Source organism: Neobacillus sp. FW104-15D2, assembly GCF_058790155.1.
Genome location: NZ_JBYTCJ010000045.1, coordinates 13,248 through 28,449 on the forward strand (window position 1 = coordinate 13,248; position 15,202 = coordinate 28,449).

Here is a 15,202-nt window from a genome sequence, read left to right on the forward strand (position 1 = left end):
GGAGGACTGGTTAGAGATATTATATACCCTCTCGAGTTCCCCCTTTGCCTGCGGCAAACCTTTTGGGGTCACTATAGTTAATTAGTTTTCAAACACAAAATTTCCGTTCTCAAATACTTGGATTTCTTTCCCGGATTTTGTCTTTCCAACAATAGAAAGGTCACTAGTACCGAACATGAAATCGGCATGTACAAGAGAGTCATTTACACCCATTGCAGCCAATTCTTCCTTGCTGTATTTTTCATTGTTTTTTATATTGATTGGATATGCCTTGCCGAGTGCCAGATGGCAGGATGCATTTTCATCAAACAATGTATTATAAAAAAGCGTGTTCATGCTTGAAATGGGTGAATGATAGGGCACGAGTGCAACCTCTCCCAGCCTTGAAGAACCCTCATCGGTTTCAATCAATTTACTAAGGGTTTCAATTCCGGTTTTGGCATCAAATTCATCCACTTTACCATCTTTAAACACGAGGTAGAAATCCTCTATCAAACTCCCGTTATAATGAAGCGGCTTTGAAGCTACTACTTTTCCATTAACGCCTGTATTTTTTGGTGCTGTAAAAATCTCTTCGGTTGGCATATTCGCAATAAATTCAACACCATCTGCTGCATGATTCGAACCCCCGACCCATTTATGCTCATCATGGAACTCAATAGTCAGGTCTGTTCCTAACGAATTTGTGTAATGAAGCTCTATAATTTCATTGCTGTGCATGAATTCAATTCTCTGCTTTAATTTTTGCTTATGCTCTTCCCAAGCTTTTATAGGCTCGGAAAGATCAGACCTAACCGCCTTTAAGATTAATTCCCAAAGCTCTTCAATGGCTGCTTCTGTATCAAGCTCTGGAAAAACCTTTTTTGCCCATCCCGGTGTTGGCACTGAAACAACCGACCAGCGGTTTTGATTGCTCATTCGTTTTTCTTTGTATTCCTTAATTGCATTTCCCATTGCTCTTTGTGCTTTGGCTATCCGCTCAGGATTTACTCCTTTAAACATCTCAGGATCTTCTGCATAAACACTGATATAAGCTGCACCTGCGGCAGCTGTCTTTAGATAAAAGTCCTGGTCCCATTCAGGATATTTATTGAGCGATTCATCCTGTGCATAGAGGAATCTCACTTTCTCCAACTCAGCCGCATCCCACTTCACCGCAACATGTCCTGCCCCTTCTTTATAAGCAGCTTCCGCGAGCATATTGACAAAATCAGCAGCTTCGATTGGTGCCAGTATTACCAAAAGCTGATCCTTTTGCAGATTCACACCTTGTTTCACAATTAATTGGGCATATTTTTCGATTTGTTCTTGTTTCATATGTTTATCATCCTTTCAGCTATTACCTCGTCCTATATATTCTTTCCTTTAACGGACTACACCTCTATTATTCCCAAATTTAAAAAGCCGCTTAAACACCTTAGTGTCTAAGCGGCCTTTTTAGTCGATTATTTTTGGAAATTAATTGCTTCTTCTTTATCCAGATAAATCATCGGTGTGCTTGGTTTTGTTTCAGCAATAACTTCTCCGTTACGGATTGAGTAACGCACGGATACCTGGCGGCGGATTGCATCGTATGAATCCGTTGCAGGGAGAACGATAAAGTTCGCTGGTTTTCCAACTTCTACACCATATTGGTCTTGGATATGGAGTGTTTTAGCACTATTATCTGTAATCAAATTAATTGATTCCATAATCTGCTCATAGCCCATCAATTGGCAAACATGAAGTCCCATTTGAAGTACTTGAAGCATGTTGCCTGTTCCCATCGGATACCAAGGGTCAAAAATATCATCATGTCCGAAGCAGACATTAATTCCAGACTCTAAAAGTTCCTTCACACGGGTAATTCCGCGGCGTTTAGGATAAGTGTCAAATCGGCCCTGCAGATGAGTATTTACTAATGGATTAGCAACGAAATTAATATTGGAAAGCTTAAGCAGCCTAAATAGTTTAGAAGTATAAGCTCCATTATAGGAATGCATAGCTGTAGTGTGGCTCGCCGTTACTTTTTCACCAATACCGTAACGGTATGCTTCAGCCGCAACTACTTCTACAAATCTTGATTGTTCGTCATCGATTTCATCGCAATGAAAATCTACCAGACGGTCGTATTTAGCAGCTAATTTAAAAACCTGTTTAACTGAATCAACACCGTATTCACGTGTGAACTCATAGTGAGGAATCCCCCCTACAACATCCACACCCATTTTTACCGATTCTTCTAGGAGTTCAAATCCATTTGGATAAGATAGAATTCCTTCCTGCGGAAATGCTACAAGCTGAATGTCACACCATGGTGCCATTTCTTCTTTAACCTCAAGCATAGCCTTTAAAGCTGTCAGCTTCGGATCGGTAACATCAACGTGTGTCCTTACGTATTGAATTCCTTGTGCAATTTGCATTTTCAGCGCTTTTTTTGCCCGAGTTTTAACATCCTCAATTGTTAAGAACTGCTTACGTTCCGCCCATCGTTCAATTCCTTCAAACAGCGTACCGCTTACATTCCAGCTTGGCTCTCCTGCTGTTAAAGTTGTATCCAGATGGATATGTGGTTCGATAAAAGGTGGGAGGACAAGGCCTTCTTCCGCATCAATTACATTTGTGCCAGCCTGCTCGCTGCTGTTTTCTGCTATTTTAGTAATTTTGCCGTCTTCAACCTCTATCTGCCAAAGACCCTCTTTTCCGCGTAACCTGGCGTTCTTTAATATCATTCAATTCACCTTATTTCGATAGTTTTGAGAGAATATAATAGATTACCCCTGTTAATACGATTGTTGGATAAGTAGCACCAATTGTGCCTGTGAATATCGCTTTGTTGTGAACTAATAGGAAGAAAACAACTCCGATTACCCATACAGCCATTGCCTTTAGATTAAAACCGCCCTGGAACCAGTACTTACCCTTTGTCTTATCAAATTCATTTACATCGTATGACTTCTTACGTACAAGATAGAAGTCAACAATCGTGATAGCGAATATCGGTCCAAATACCATTCCGATATAATCCAAGAATCCGATAAAGGAATCTAGGAAGCTTCCGATATACAATGGTACTACTGTTAAAATAGCCGCGATAATCGTAACCAGCCATAAAGCAGGCATTGGCTTAATTTTTTTCGTTACATTTGTTAGAGAAATTCCTGCAGCCATCAGGTTTACTGCATTGGCTGTTGTACTTGTTAAAATTATAACCAATAGAGCAACGGGACCAAGTCCCAGCTTCGTAACAATCGTACTTGGATCTGAATTGTTAGGATCATATACACCTGTAGAAATTGCAGTACCAATTGCGCCAATTACACCGACTAAAGCGAACCAGAAAACACCGATATTTGCACCAATCATCGGAGCTACAGTTGCAGTAGCACGATTTTTTCCATAGCGGGTAAATTCTGCAATTGCCGGTACCCAGCCAAGACTGAAGGCTGCCATAGCATCAAAGGCGGATCCAATCGGCATTAGTTTTCCTTTTGGCGGCTGCCAGTTCATGATGTCATGAATCGAAATATGCTGAAGTACTACAACCGTTTCCCAAATTCCCAGGATAAGAATGAAAACAACACCGATACGTTCTACTAACTTAACTGATTTATGTCCCATAGCAATAGATAGAAGATGAAGAACACTCATGACCACAATTCCAAAAATCATGGTTTTATTTCCGCCTGGCTCACCAAATGCTGGCCATCCTAAGTAGTCTTTACAAACCAGACTGACGGATATGGCGGCGATAAATGTGTTAACCGCAGTCCACCCTATAAACTGTGTACTGTTTAATACTGATGGAAGGTAACTTCCCTTTACACCGAAGGATGGTCTTGTAAGAGCCATTGTGGAAGTTCCAACCTTGTAACCCATAAATCCAATTAAAGCCATTATTATGTAAGCAATCGGGTTCGCTACTAAAGTGACGAGTACAGATCCGCCGAAAGCAGCACCTGCCACAACTCCCCCAACATACCAGGAACCGTTATTTGCATTCGCCCCAATCCATGTGGCAACCATATCTCCAAAGCTTAAGCTTCTTTCATTTATTGGAACAGCTTCGACTGCTCCATATTCCTTATGTTCCTGCTGAGTATTATTTCCAACTACAGCTTTTCCAGTTGTTGTTTCCATGACGTTTACCTCCAATAATGAAATTGAAGAGGTACAAAACCCTTTAATCTTGGCCATTTTTGGCATAAAAAAAGACTTTCCGCTATGAATCTAACAGAAAGTCTCCGCAAAAATATACTCTACCCAGGTAGAATAGCCGTCAACCTTGTTAGCCTCACAGGACTAAATTAAAGGTACCTCTTATTGAACTATTGAAAATATACTGCATTTTTCGACAAGTGTCAACAGTTTAATTTGAATTTCGGCTAATCTACAGCTGTCCCACTTTTGCTTAAATACTTTAGCTTTCGGATAAAGTGCATTGCTATTTATTTAATATGCCTAAGTATTCCTTCCACTTACCCACTTCAGTCCTGTATCTCTCAGACATAACCCGTACGATTTGAGCCATATGTGTTAAATCATGCACGACCCAGGCAGAAAGCAATTCTCTTATCTTTACTTCTCCGAATGCAGGATGGACACCCGCCAATTCAAGATGTAATTCAGGTTCTATGATCAACATAAGTTTGTTTATATTTGAAGTTCTTATCTTTTTAAATTCAATCAGTTTTTGTTCAATCGATCCTTTAGACCTTTCACTTAAGTGAGAAAAACGATCAAATGGTGGAAAGGGCTTATTTTCACCCTCCTTAAGAATGAATTCTAACCTTAGAATCCAATTATTGTTCTCTCCTTCAATGAGATGATCTATGACTTGTGCAATATTCCAGGTTCCTTCACCCTCATTACTTTGTAGCCAGCCATCAGATAAACCACTTAAGAAATACTCTAATGCCTGCGGTGTACGGTTCAGTACCTCGAGCGCTTCCGTCAATTTAAAATTCACATTATTACTCCCCTCAGTTTTAGTAATATATGTTTTTATTAATTTTACTCAACATTGTGAATTATAGAAGGTATAAAATTTTCAAATTGGACATCTATTAAAAAAGCATCTACGGACTGTTCATCCGTAAATGCTCTTTTCATTAATTTACTGCCAGCGCACGCTTTCCCATGGCGTTATAAATTTTTATAAAAGTTGATTTCGACATTTTCACATTTTGCTTTACTGCCTCTCCATCATTAAAATAAACGTAATTAGCATCTACTCCTGTTACGACAATGCAGTGTAATGGAGTGGGAGCATAAATCGATTTTCCGGCAGGAGTTTTCCAATATCGGGCGGAAGGCATCTGGTAGTTTATCGTAAACCATGCCAGCACAGGTTTCCCCTGCAAAATATACTGCTCTACTGAGGAAAAGTCTCTGCCAGTTAAGTTAACACCTCCAGGACGATAACGGTCGAGAAGACTTTTTAAAGGACCAGGATTAATAGTATGTCCGTTTCCAAATGGTGTTCCAACAAACCCGACGTCCGGATCACCCCACGTTCTAATGGTTCCGTTCGCATTTCTGGCTAGTTTAGTAGAATCATAGGGCATTTGCTTTGCTAATGTCGTTTTGCTTACATGAACTCCGTAGTAGGAAAGAGCCATAGCAAGCGATGTTACCTCACATCCACTTGGTAATTCAGGTCGCTGTGCCATAAGCGGCACACTAAGTATTCTGCTGGCAGGTGTTCTGACGGCACTACCTGTTGTAATATACTGTCCGCTCACATATCCTGTTTTTCCGTTAAAGGATATTTTATACCAGCCATTGTTTTCTTTATGTATAACATTAAGCACAGTGCCACTTATTAATAACCCTAATTTGCTATATTGTACGCCAGGACCTGACCGAACATTTAGTCCGCTTGCATTGACTCTGTAAACAGGTGAAGGTGATGAGGTTGTGGATCGGATATATTGGCCACTGACATAGCCAGCTTTTCCATTATAAGAAACCTTGTACCAGCCATTGCTAAGCTTTTGGATAACTTGGACGGCGGACCCTCGCTTTAAACTGCCGATTTGTGAATAATTCGTTCCTGCTCCTGACCGCACATTTAAATTACTGGCTGTTACGGTATAAGTTACCGATGCGGCGTGTACGACCGTTTGATTTGAAAGATTAATAGGCAGTTGCGGCAGCAGTAAACTGCTTGCCAGAATGGACGCGGAAATCAAACCTTTTGCAAACGTCTTTCTGATTGGGAGACGTTTATTTTTTGGGACCTCAAAATCGTGCATACTTTTTCCTCCTGTCTTCTGTTAAATTTCCAACTATTTCCGTCAGTCAAAGTAACCTACTTAAAAACTATAAGGAAGAATGTCGAAAGTCTAACGATAACCCTTTAGATTTCCATAAATGAATCAATTGGCTTAACGGAATATTTTTAACAGGAGGATTGACTCAGGAAGTAAGCAGGCTGCTATTTCAATAACTTTCCAACTGAAGAGAATGATATACAAAGAATATGACTCCCTACTATATAAACTCTCCATTCTTATTTTTCGAAAATAAAATTAAAAAAAGTTCATATAATGTTCACATTTCCATTTTTGCATGATATATTATTTACCGTTGATAGAAAACGAAATGGTTCATTGATGTTCGGATAATGAGAATTGTTTGGATATCCTGTTCTTTGTTTCGTCTATGGCGGGAAAGATTGCAAGTATGGTTAAAATGCTAAGCTGTCACCCCACTGTAAACCGGTTCATGTATTGCATGAATTCCGATTTATGGTGGGGTTTTTTGTATTTTAATTTTACAAATTATCCATAAACTCAAAAAATGAGTCGCCGCCTATGATACTAAGATTTTTAAAATTTTACGACAGCTGATAAATATAACCTATTTAAGGAGGAAAAAAACATGGCATTTCACAGTCCGCAGTCCATTGCGAATTTAGCAGTAGAAGCTGGTGCCAAGAAGGCAGCAATGCCCACTGGACAAACACTTTTATTAGGATTCTTAGGAGGAGCCTTCATTGCTTTTGGTTTTCTATTGGACATTCGTGTCATAGCAAATTTACCAGCCCAGTGGGGTACTTTAAGCTCACTTTTAGGGGGTTCCGTTTTCCCATTAGGACTTATGTTAATTGTAATTGCAGGGGGAGAATTGTTAACAGGAAATATGATGGCACTGCCAATTGCTGTTTTCGCAAAACGAGCTACGGTAGGACAGCTGTTCAGAAATTGGCTGTTAATTTTAATCAGTAATTTCATTGGTGCAGTATTTGTTGCCTATTTCTTTGGACACCTTGTCGGATTAACAGAAACAGGTCCGTTTTTAACTAAAACTGTAGCAATTGCACAAGCGAAAATTGATGATACCTTCATTAAGAGTTTAATTTCCGCTATTGGCTGTAACTGGCTCGTATGTTTAGCCGTTTGGCTCGCCTATGGTGCTGAGGATATCGGGGGAAAAATGCTGGCAATTTGGTTCCCGATTATGGGATTTGTAGCAATCGGCTTTCAGCACGTTGTGGCGAACATGTTCGTTATCCCTGCCGCTATCTTTGCAGGTCACTTCAGCTGGGGAGATTATTTTTCTAACTTTATACCGGTGGTAATTGGAAACGCAATCGGTGGCGCTGTATTCGTAGGCCTGATCTATTGGATATCATATAAGAACTCTATAGAAACCCAGTCTGATAGAAAATTAAAAAAGGCTGCTTAACGTAACCATTAATTTAGTATAAATATAGGCTTGTAAAATGGATTATATATACCGGATGTATTGATATTAGGTAATGGACAATTGCCCAGATATCCTGCTTCCCTCATATAAGACAGGAATAGCTTCTGGCGTTTTATACGCTTATATACTCCCCCTTAAACGGTTTGTCACTTTTCAGCCAACCGTTTTACAGGGGGTATTTCTGATGAATTATTAATAGCTGAATAGAAAATAAGAGACGGTTTTTTAGAATGATTATTTTCATATCCATAACGGAATTATTTGGCCGCTATTATCAAAGGGGGAATTACAGTGGCAGAAAAAGTGAATGTACATATTAATGGAACAGCTCATGAAGTTGAAAAAGGGACTCGCATTTTGGATTATTTATTACAGCAGGAAATGCAGCATCCCCATATTTGTTATTCTGATATTTTAGGACCGGTTCAAAGCTGTGATACATGTATGTGTGAAGTAAACGGAAACATTATGCGCGCTTGTTCTACAGTTGTAGAGGATGACATGGAAATTTTAACGTCCTCCGAACTTGCGAAAAACGCACAAGAAGAAGCAATGGACCGTATTTTGGAAAATCACTTATTATACTGTACAGTTTGTGACAATAACAATGGCAACTGCCGAGTACATAATACGGCTGAAATGATGGGAGTCGAACACCAGACACGACCGCATCGATCTAAAAATTACGAAGTAGATATCTCTCATCCGTTTTATCGCTATGATCCGGATCAGTGTATTCTGTGCGGCCGCTGCGTTGAAACATGTCAGGACCTTCAAGTCAATGAAACGTTGACAATCGACTGGGAAAGCAGCCAGCCGCGTGTTTTATGGGATGGCGGAAAAAGCATTAATGAATCATCTTGTGTTTCCTGCGGACAGTGCGTGTCTGTTTGCCCTTGTAATGCATTAATGGAAAAATCCATGCTTGGAAATGCCGGATTCATGACAGGAATCGAAGATGACCTGCTAACACCGATGATTGACCTTGTAAAGACGGTTGAGCCTGATTACCAAACCATTTTTGCCGTTTCTGAAGTGGAAGCAGCAATGCGCGATACACGAATCAAGAAAACAAAAACAGTTTGTACGTTCTGTGGGGTTGGCTGTTCGTTTGAAGTTTGGACAAAAGACCATGAAATTCTAAAGATAGAACCTTCCGAAAATGCTCCTGTTAACAGTGTTTCGACCTGTGTAAAAGGTAAATTTGGCTGGGATTTTGTAAACTCAAAAGAAAGAATTACTTCACCGTTAATTCGCAAAGGTGATGTGTTTGTAGAAACAAGCTGGGATGAGGCGCTTACTCTTGTCGCAGAAAAACTTGGCGGAATTAAACAAACTTACGGAAGCGATTCTATCGGCTTCATTGCTTCCTCAAAAATGACAAACGAGGAAAACTATTTAATCCAAAAAATGGCTCGCCAAGTATTTGGTACAAATAACGTTGACAACTGCTCACGTTATTGCCAGTCACCTGCTTCATGGGGCTTGCAGCAAACAGGCGGCATCGGCGGCGATAGCGGAACCATTAAAGATATTGCGGGTGCAGGTCTTGTCATCCTTGTGGGATGTGCCCCTGCGGAAGGACACCCGGTTCTTGCAACACGAATTAAACGAGCACAAAAACTGCACGGCCAAAAATTAATTACCGTTGACGTGCGCAGACATGAAATGGGTGACCGCGCAGATCTGTTTGTTCGTCCGAAACAAGGCACAGATTATGTATGGCTTTCAGCGATTACAAAGTACATGATTGACCAGGGCTGGCATAATGAGGAGTTTATTAAAGAGCATGTCAATCAGTATGATGAGTTCTTGAAAATGATTCAGCCTTATAATCTTGAAGAGGCAGAGAAGATAACGGGTATTTATAAAGAAACTCTCATTCAAATGGCGGAAATGATTCACGATGCAGATGGAACAGCGATCTGCTGGGGTATGGGTGTAACGCAAAACATCGCAGGCTCACACACATCTGTTGCGATTGCCAACCTGCTTCTTGCAACAGGTAACATGATGCGTCCAAACGCTGGTGCCTACCCTTTACGCGGACATAATAATGTACAAGGCGCGGCTGATATGGGAACAATGCCAAATATTTTCCCTGGATATCAATCCGTAACAGATGAACAAATCCGTGCAAAATTTGAAAACGCTTATGGAGTTAATATCCCTGCAACTCCGGGAATAGATAATATTCAAATGCTGCAAGCAATTGATGAAGGTCATATGAAGGCGATGTTCATCGCTGGGGAGGATATGGCATGGGTCGATGCTGACTCCAATCATACACAGGCAATGCTTGAAAAACTTGATTTCCTTGTTGTTCAAGAAATCTTTTTAACTACCACCGCTCAATTTGCGGACGTTATTTTACCAGGCGCTCCTTCTCTTGAGAAAGACGGAACCTTCACTAATACAGAGCGTCGCGTTCAGCGCTTATATCAAGCTCTTGAACTAACAGGAAACAGCAAGCCCGACTGGATGATTCTTACAGAGCTGGCGAATAAAATGGGCTTTGATTGGAATTATTCGCATCCTAGCGAGATCTTTGCGGAAATGGCAAGCTTAACACCTTTCTTCAGCCAGTGTAACTACGATGTCCTAGAAGGATGGAACAGCTTCAACTGGGGTTCAACAGATGGATCAAACACACCGTTACTTTTCACAGATGGCTTTAATTTCCCTGATAAAAAAGCCCGCTTCGGTTTGTTTGATTATGTGGCTCCTGTAGAGTTCCCAGAAGAATTCGATCTCTCATTAGATAACGGCCGTCTCTTGGAACACTTCCACGAAGGAAACTTAACACATAAATCAGAGGGACTTAATTACAAATTCCCTAAAGTGTTTGTGGAGGTATCACCTGAGCTTGCAAAAGAGCGCGGCGTGAAAGACGGATCTCTCGTCCGCCTTGTATCTCCATATGGTGCTATCCGTGTTCCGGTTCTGGTAACAAACCGTGTGGAAGGAAAAACCGTCTATGTACCAATGCACTCGTCCAGCCACGAAAGTGCGGTAAATCTCCTGACCGGTGGAGCTGTTGATGTGGTGACACACACACCTGCTTACAAACAGGCAAAAGTCCGTATGGAAATTCTTGAACTGGATGGAGAAAATCCACTTCCAAAATACAGCCCGCGTAATGCAACTCGTACCCCGCAAATGGGTCTAGAAATTTACCGCAAGTGGGAACGCGGTGACTATGCCCCTATTGCAAGCGTAAACGAGCATGTACAGCCAGGATTGTATGATGGGAGGAATGCATAATGGCAAAACCAATTAAAACGATTCAAAGAACTGAGATAACAGAGGAACACATAAAAGCGGAATCCTTGGAGAGTATTCTCTCCGGGGTTGCGCAAAATAAAGATTCACTTCTTGAGACGCTACAGTTATTGCAGGAATTACATGATAGCGGCATAATCGATGCTTTAGGAGGCCTTGTTAAAGCCAAAGATAAAGTAGCGAAAATCGCTGTCGGCCAACTAACGCGCAAACCTCTCACAAACATGATTAATAATGCTATGGCTGCAGGTAGTATTTTAACGGAAACTGAACCGGAAACAACCAAAAAGCTTATCTCAAGCCTGTCAGTTGGATTGCAAAAAGCAGAGGAAGGTTTAAAGTCGGACGTAAAGTTTGGGCTTTTTGACTTAGTCAAGGCATTAAAAGATCCTGATATCAATCGTGCCTTAGGATTTGGAGTTAATCTTCTAAAGGGACTTGGGGAAGGTTTAAATAAATAACAAAGAATAAAAAGGAAACCCAAACACATTCGTCAAATGATTGCGGATGGGTTTCCTTTTTATAAAGCCTTGTAAGATCAAAGGAGGATAGAAAATGGCAAAAAACAGTCTTGAGCACCAATTCAGTATGCTGGTTCGTGAAATAAGGAAAGAATATGTAGGAAATGGTCCGAAGGAGATCAGTACAAAGTTTGTTGGCACTTGGGCTATTAGTGAAATGAAAGGCAATTTAACAAATGTAGAGAAATTTATGTTAAACACGGATAACGGCAAGCAGATGGTGCATGAAACGCGGACAAAATTAGTCAAACAAATTTATAAAAAACCGGAAGTTCTTATGAAATTTCAAAATTTAATGGGAGCCAGGGTATTAAGGTTATTTTCTGATATTGATATCGATGAGGACATTGCCATGACTATATTTGTATTTGATCAGCAGATCGAGGGAATTCCAAGGGGTGACATAAATGGATCAGCCGTTGAAAATGGGCAGTGAGGTCTGGCGCTATGAAGGTGGGGTCCTTAGTAAAGTAACAGATACAATTGTAACTGAATTTCCGATTACGATTATCTTAAATGATCAGGAATTTGCCACTTTGGTTTGCAGTCCTGAGCATATAGAAGAGCTGATAATTGGCTTTTTAGCTTCAGAGGGCATCATAAAGAGTATGTCGGAAATAAAAGAGCTTACAATCGTTGAGACTACTGGACGAGCAATCGTTAAAACGCATAAAGTAAATAAACTAAACGAACTTTTTCATTCCAAACGAGTTGTCACATCCTGCTGCGGGAAAAGCCGCCAAAGTTTTTATTTTTATAATGACGCTAGAACAGTAAAGCCCCTGGGAAATGTTGAAGTCACGGTGTCTATGGAAGAATGTTTTAACTTAATGGAACTTATGCAACAGTCCTCCGTTATTTTCCAGGACACCGGTGGCGTCCATAACGCGGCATTATGTGATAAAAACGGCATTATCGTAGATAGAACCGATATTGGCCGCCATAATGCACTCGATAAGATTTATGGCCATTGTTTGCAGCATTCCATATCGCTTTCAGACAAAATTATCGTTTTTAGTGGCAGGATTTCATCTGAGGTATTGCTGAAGGTTGCTAAAATTGGCTGCGGCATTGTCCTTTCCAAATCAGCTCCAACCGAATTGGCCCTTCGACTTGCAAACGAACTCAATATCACGACAGTTGGTTTTATCCGAAATAAGTCCTTAAATATCTATACAAAGCCAGAACGGATAAACATGCATGATGTGCTGGTATCTTTTAACGCGTAGTCTAAACTGTGAAGAACGTTTTTAGTTATTTTTCTTTATAAAGACTTGTCATTTACCTAATAGTTTAGATGGCTTTGGTGAATTGTTCACGCTAAATAGATTAATAATATTTAATAGAAAACTTAAGGACGCTACTTATTTTAAAGTAACGTCCAATATTTTATTATGCTTCATATTGATTGCCAAGAAGTTTTTCCACGTTCTTTTAATAAAAACTAATACATCTGCATGAAAATCCCTATTACTTTATAGGCAGAATAAGTAACTCCCTTCAATTATATAATCAACTTCACTATTTACCATATTAGAAACTTCACCCTGTTTTTGCATATGAGTTCAGAATAGAAAAAGACTGCCTCCTGTTTTAGTAACGGGTTCGGTTTTGAAGTACAAAATGCGAATTAGCAGTGCTTTTCGCAGTGTAATTCGCAGACTCTTTAGCAGTGAAATTAGCACACAAAAAAGCTCAGAGCCATTATGCTCTGAGCTTTCTTAATAGATAGTACGTTGTGGTCATAAGCACCCGTTACTTTAAGTGCAATATTTCACAAATTTTTTATTTATCCAATTTGTAAATTCTTTTTCATCTTAAAGACAACTGGGTGTCATAATCCATTCTCAAACAATTTAAATTTAGCTGTCCGTGCAAACTCAAACCCTTAGCGAGCCACGAAACCCCTTGCAGCATAGTAGGATTCTGCTCCATTGTGAGAACAAAGTCAGTGTCGAAGCGACAATCACAAAAGATGGCCCCGCCAAGTTTCCTAATATTAGAAGGTGTTTACACCCAGCTCGATGTTTTCATATCGAAATTATCAAGTTTCTGTAGCTCTCGGTATTGTTCTTCCGTTAAAAGTTCAATACCCATGGCAAATGCCATATCAATAGCGTTATTTTCTGGTTTGTGTTTTTTCCTTGAATCCAGCGCTTCTCGGTCGTAACAAGTACTTCTGCGACCTTTAGGACTTACCGCTGAACAATCATAAATAATGTATTCGCCCGTCTTTTTATTCCGTCATTTTAAATGTATAACTCTATCTAGCTTTATAATTAGATATCATATTGACTTTTAAATTCGAAAATCTCATCAACAGCTTGGTGATACCCCCCCGATTTTTGAAAGGATTCCCTAATAGTTGCAACAGCTTTATGGAAGGATGGGTGGTTTAACACATGATCTACTGCTTCACGTAGTTGATTTGCAGTCAAGCTTTGCATTTGTAATGTAATACCGGCTCCAATATTGGTAACTTGTCCGGCAATCACCGGTTGATCCGCGCTTTGTGGGATTACAATTAGCGGAACACCGTAATAGAGACCTTCGTGGGTACTGTTCATTCCTCCATGAGTGATAAATAATTTAGTGTATCTCAGCACCTCAGTTTGTGGAACATAAGGTTTTACATTGAAGTTTTTAGGAATCTCCCCCAAATCAGATATTTGAGCTTTTTCCCCAATAGACATTACAACGGTATGATCAGTATTCCCTAATGCCTTAAAACAAAGCTTATAGAAATCAATTGCTTGGTTAAAAACAGTACCCAGTGATATGTAAATTGGGCTTTTCCCCTTGAATACAGTAAGGTCGAAGTTTTCTTGTGTTAATCGTGAAGAAATGGATGGACCTACAAATTTGTATGTTTGGTCAAATGCCTCACTAAAAGGTTGAAACACTCTAGTTGTATAAACTATTGTAAGTGGTGCAGGATTACAAAAAACTTCGTAAGGAGAAGGGATCTCTACATGAAATTTTTCCTTTACCTTTTCCGTAAGGCTTTGAAATTCATCAACTATTTCTGTAGGAGTTGTTTTAGAAAGCTGTTCCCACATTTTATCGAATGATGTTTTTGACTGGGCAAATGAAGTACACGAATTAATTGCCGGAAGTTTAAGTATTTGTGCAAGTAAATATCCACAACCAAACATGGAATCGTGGATGATATAATCGAAATGCTCTCCTTCGATTTGCTCCAGAACACTAGGAATCACGATATCTGCAGTTCGCAACAGACCGTTGATTCTTTCGAGTAAATAATTTCTTCCACCTGAGATAAAGGCTTTTATAAATTTTTGACCATCAAATGTTCGTACAGTAGCTCCCGTCTTCTCAATACGCTCTCGAAAATCTTCAATCGCAAAGTACACTACCTCTTCTCCACGTGAAATAAGCTCTTGCACCACTCCAATAGTTGGATTGATATGTCCTTCTGATCCACCATTAATAAATAAAACACGTGCCATTTCTACCACTCCTTAGTTAAAATGGTCAGTAGATAGTGCAAGTGGATGGGTCACTGTCCCATCCATTACTCGCCTAAAATAATTGAATTAAATTCATAGTACATTACTTGAAAATCTCAAATTTTTTAATTACTCCTTTTTGAGTTAGTCGAGTAGAAGGGAGCCTTTCTACCTTGCGGTAAATTGTACTCCTCCCCCCTCACAGAACCGTGCTTGCGCTATTAACGCACACGGCTC

The 15,202-nt window shown here is 39.9% G+C and carries 11 protein-coding genes and 1 pseudogene; 5 read left to right on the plus strand and 7 right to left on the minus strand.

The window, feature by feature from the left end; genetic code table 11:
* Positions 1-81: 81 nt before the first annotated feature.
* The 5 genes from AC3WR0_RS23845 to AC3WR0_RS23865 all read right to left on the minus strand — a co-directional run bounded on the left by AC3WR0_RS23845 (position 82) and on the right by AC3WR0_RS23865 (position 6,236).
* Complete coding sequence (locus AC3WR0_RS23845; protein WP_492554593.1) at positions 82-1,317, minus strand: aminopeptidase; 1,236 nt, start codon at positions 1,315-1,317, stop codon at positions 82-84.
* A 128-nt stretch (positions 1,318-1,445) separates the two neighbouring features.
* A complete protein-coding gene (locus tag AC3WR0_RS23850) occupies positions 1,446-2,711 on the minus strand; it encodes a cytosine deaminase (protein WP_492554594.1) in 1,266 nt (421 codons plus the stop codon).
* Positions 2,712-2,721: 10 nt separating this feature from the next.
* Complete coding sequence (locus tag AC3WR0_RS23855) at positions 2,722-4,119, minus strand: cytosine permease (RefSeq protein ID WP_492554595.1); 1,398 nt, start codon at positions 4,117-4,119, stop codon at positions 2,722-2,724.
* Between the two features lie 304 nt (positions 4,120-4,423).
* Positions 4,424-4,948, minus strand: a complete 525-nt coding sequence (locus AC3WR0_RS23860; protein ID WP_492554596.1) for a DinB family protein — start codon at positions 4,946-4,948, stop codon at positions 4,424-4,426.
* A gap of 142 nt (positions 4,949-5,090) precedes the next feature.
* A complete protein-coding gene (locus AC3WR0_RS23865) occupies positions 5,091-6,236 on the minus strand; it encodes a C39 family peptidase (RefSeq protein WP_492554597.1) in 1,146 nt (381 codons plus the stop codon).
* 628 nt (positions 6,237-6,864) lie between these two features.
* Between AC3WR0_RS23865 and AC3WR0_RS23870 the strand changes: the two genes are divergently transcribed.
* From AC3WR0_RS23870 to fdhD, 5 genes are all read left to right on the plus strand, one after another.
* Positions 6,865-7,671, plus strand: a complete 807-nt coding sequence (locus AC3WR0_RS23870; RefSeq protein WP_492554598.1) for a formate/nitrite transporter family protein — start codon at positions 6,865-6,867, stop codon at positions 7,669-7,671.
* Positions 7,672-7,983: 312 nt separating this feature from the next.
* Entirely contained in the window at positions 7,984-10,956 is a 2,973-nt protein-coding gene (gene fdhF / locus AC3WR0_RS23875) for a formate dehydrogenase subunit alpha (RefSeq protein ID WP_492554599.1), read from the plus strand.
* The gene (locus tag AC3WR0_RS23880) at positions 10,956-11,435 is read left to right on the plus strand and encodes a helical membrane plugin domain-containing protein (protein ID WP_492554600.1); all 480 of its coding nucleotides are present in this window, start codon (positions 10,956-10,958) and stop codon (positions 11,433-11,435) included. Before fdhF ends, AC3WR0_RS23880 begins: the two co-directional genes overlap by 1 nt.
* A gap of 94 nt (positions 11,436-11,529) precedes the next feature.
* Entirely contained in the window at positions 11,530-11,931 is a 402-nt protein-coding gene (locus AC3WR0_RS23885; RefSeq protein WP_492554601.1) for a Na-translocating system protein MpsC family protein, read from the plus strand.
* Complete coding sequence (fdhD, locus tag AC3WR0_RS23890) at positions 11,903-12,724, plus strand: formate dehydrogenase accessory sulfurtransferase FdhD (RefSeq protein WP_492554602.1); 822 nt, start codon at positions 11,903-11,905, stop codon at positions 12,722-12,724. The genes AC3WR0_RS23885 and fdhD overlap by 29 nt, the downstream gene beginning before the upstream one ends.
* A 651-nt stretch (positions 12,725-13,375) precedes the next feature.
* Here fdhD and AC3WR0_RS23895 read toward each other — a convergent pair.
* Positions 13,376-13,736: pseudogene (locus tag AC3WR0_RS23895) on the minus strand (DUF4256 domain-containing protein); the annotation flags it as partial.
* A gap of 38 nt (positions 13,737-13,774) precedes the next feature.
* Complete coding sequence (locus AC3WR0_RS23900; protein WP_492554603.1) at positions 13,775-14,965, minus strand: macrolide family glycosyltransferase; 1,191 nt, start codon at positions 14,963-14,965, stop codon at positions 13,775-13,777.
* Between the last annotated feature and the right edge of the window lie 237 nt (positions 14,966-15,202).

Coding starts and splice junctions, on each gene's coding strand:
- AC3WR0_RS23855 (WP_492554595.1), bottom strand. CDS start 4,119: ATGGAAACAACAACTGGAAAAGCTGTAGTTGGAAATAATACTCAGCAG.
- AC3WR0_RS23900 (WP_492554603.1), bottom strand. CDS start 14,965: ATGGCACGTGTTTTATTTATTAATGGTGGATCAGAAGGACATATCAAT.
- AC3WR0_RS23870 (WP_492554598.1), top strand. CDS start 6,865: ATGGCATTTCACAGTCCGCAGTCCATTGCGAATTTAGCAGTAGAAGCT.
- AC3WR0_RS23845 (WP_492554593.1), bottom strand. CDS start 1,317: ATGAAACAAGAACAAATCGAAAAATATGCCCAATTAATTGTGAAACAA.
- fdhD (WP_492554602.1), top strand. CDS start 11,903: ATGGATCAGCCGTTGAAAATGGGCAGTGAGGTCTGGCGCTATGAAGGT.
- AC3WR0_RS23885 (WP_492554601.1), top strand. CDS start 11,530: ATGGCAAAAAACAGTCTTGAGCACCAATTCAGTATGCTGGTTCGTGAA.
- AC3WR0_RS23850 (WP_492554594.1), bottom strand. CDS start 2,711: ATGATATTAAAGAACGCCAGGTTACGCGGAAAAGAGGGTCTTTGGCAG.
- AC3WR0_RS23880 (WP_492554600.1), top strand. CDS start 10,956: ATGGCAAAACCAATTAAAACGATTCAAAGAACTGAGATAACAGAGGAA.
- AC3WR0_RS23865 (WP_492554597.1), bottom strand. CDS start 6,236: ATGCACGATTTTGAGGTCCCAAAAAATAAACGTCTCCCAATCAGAAAG.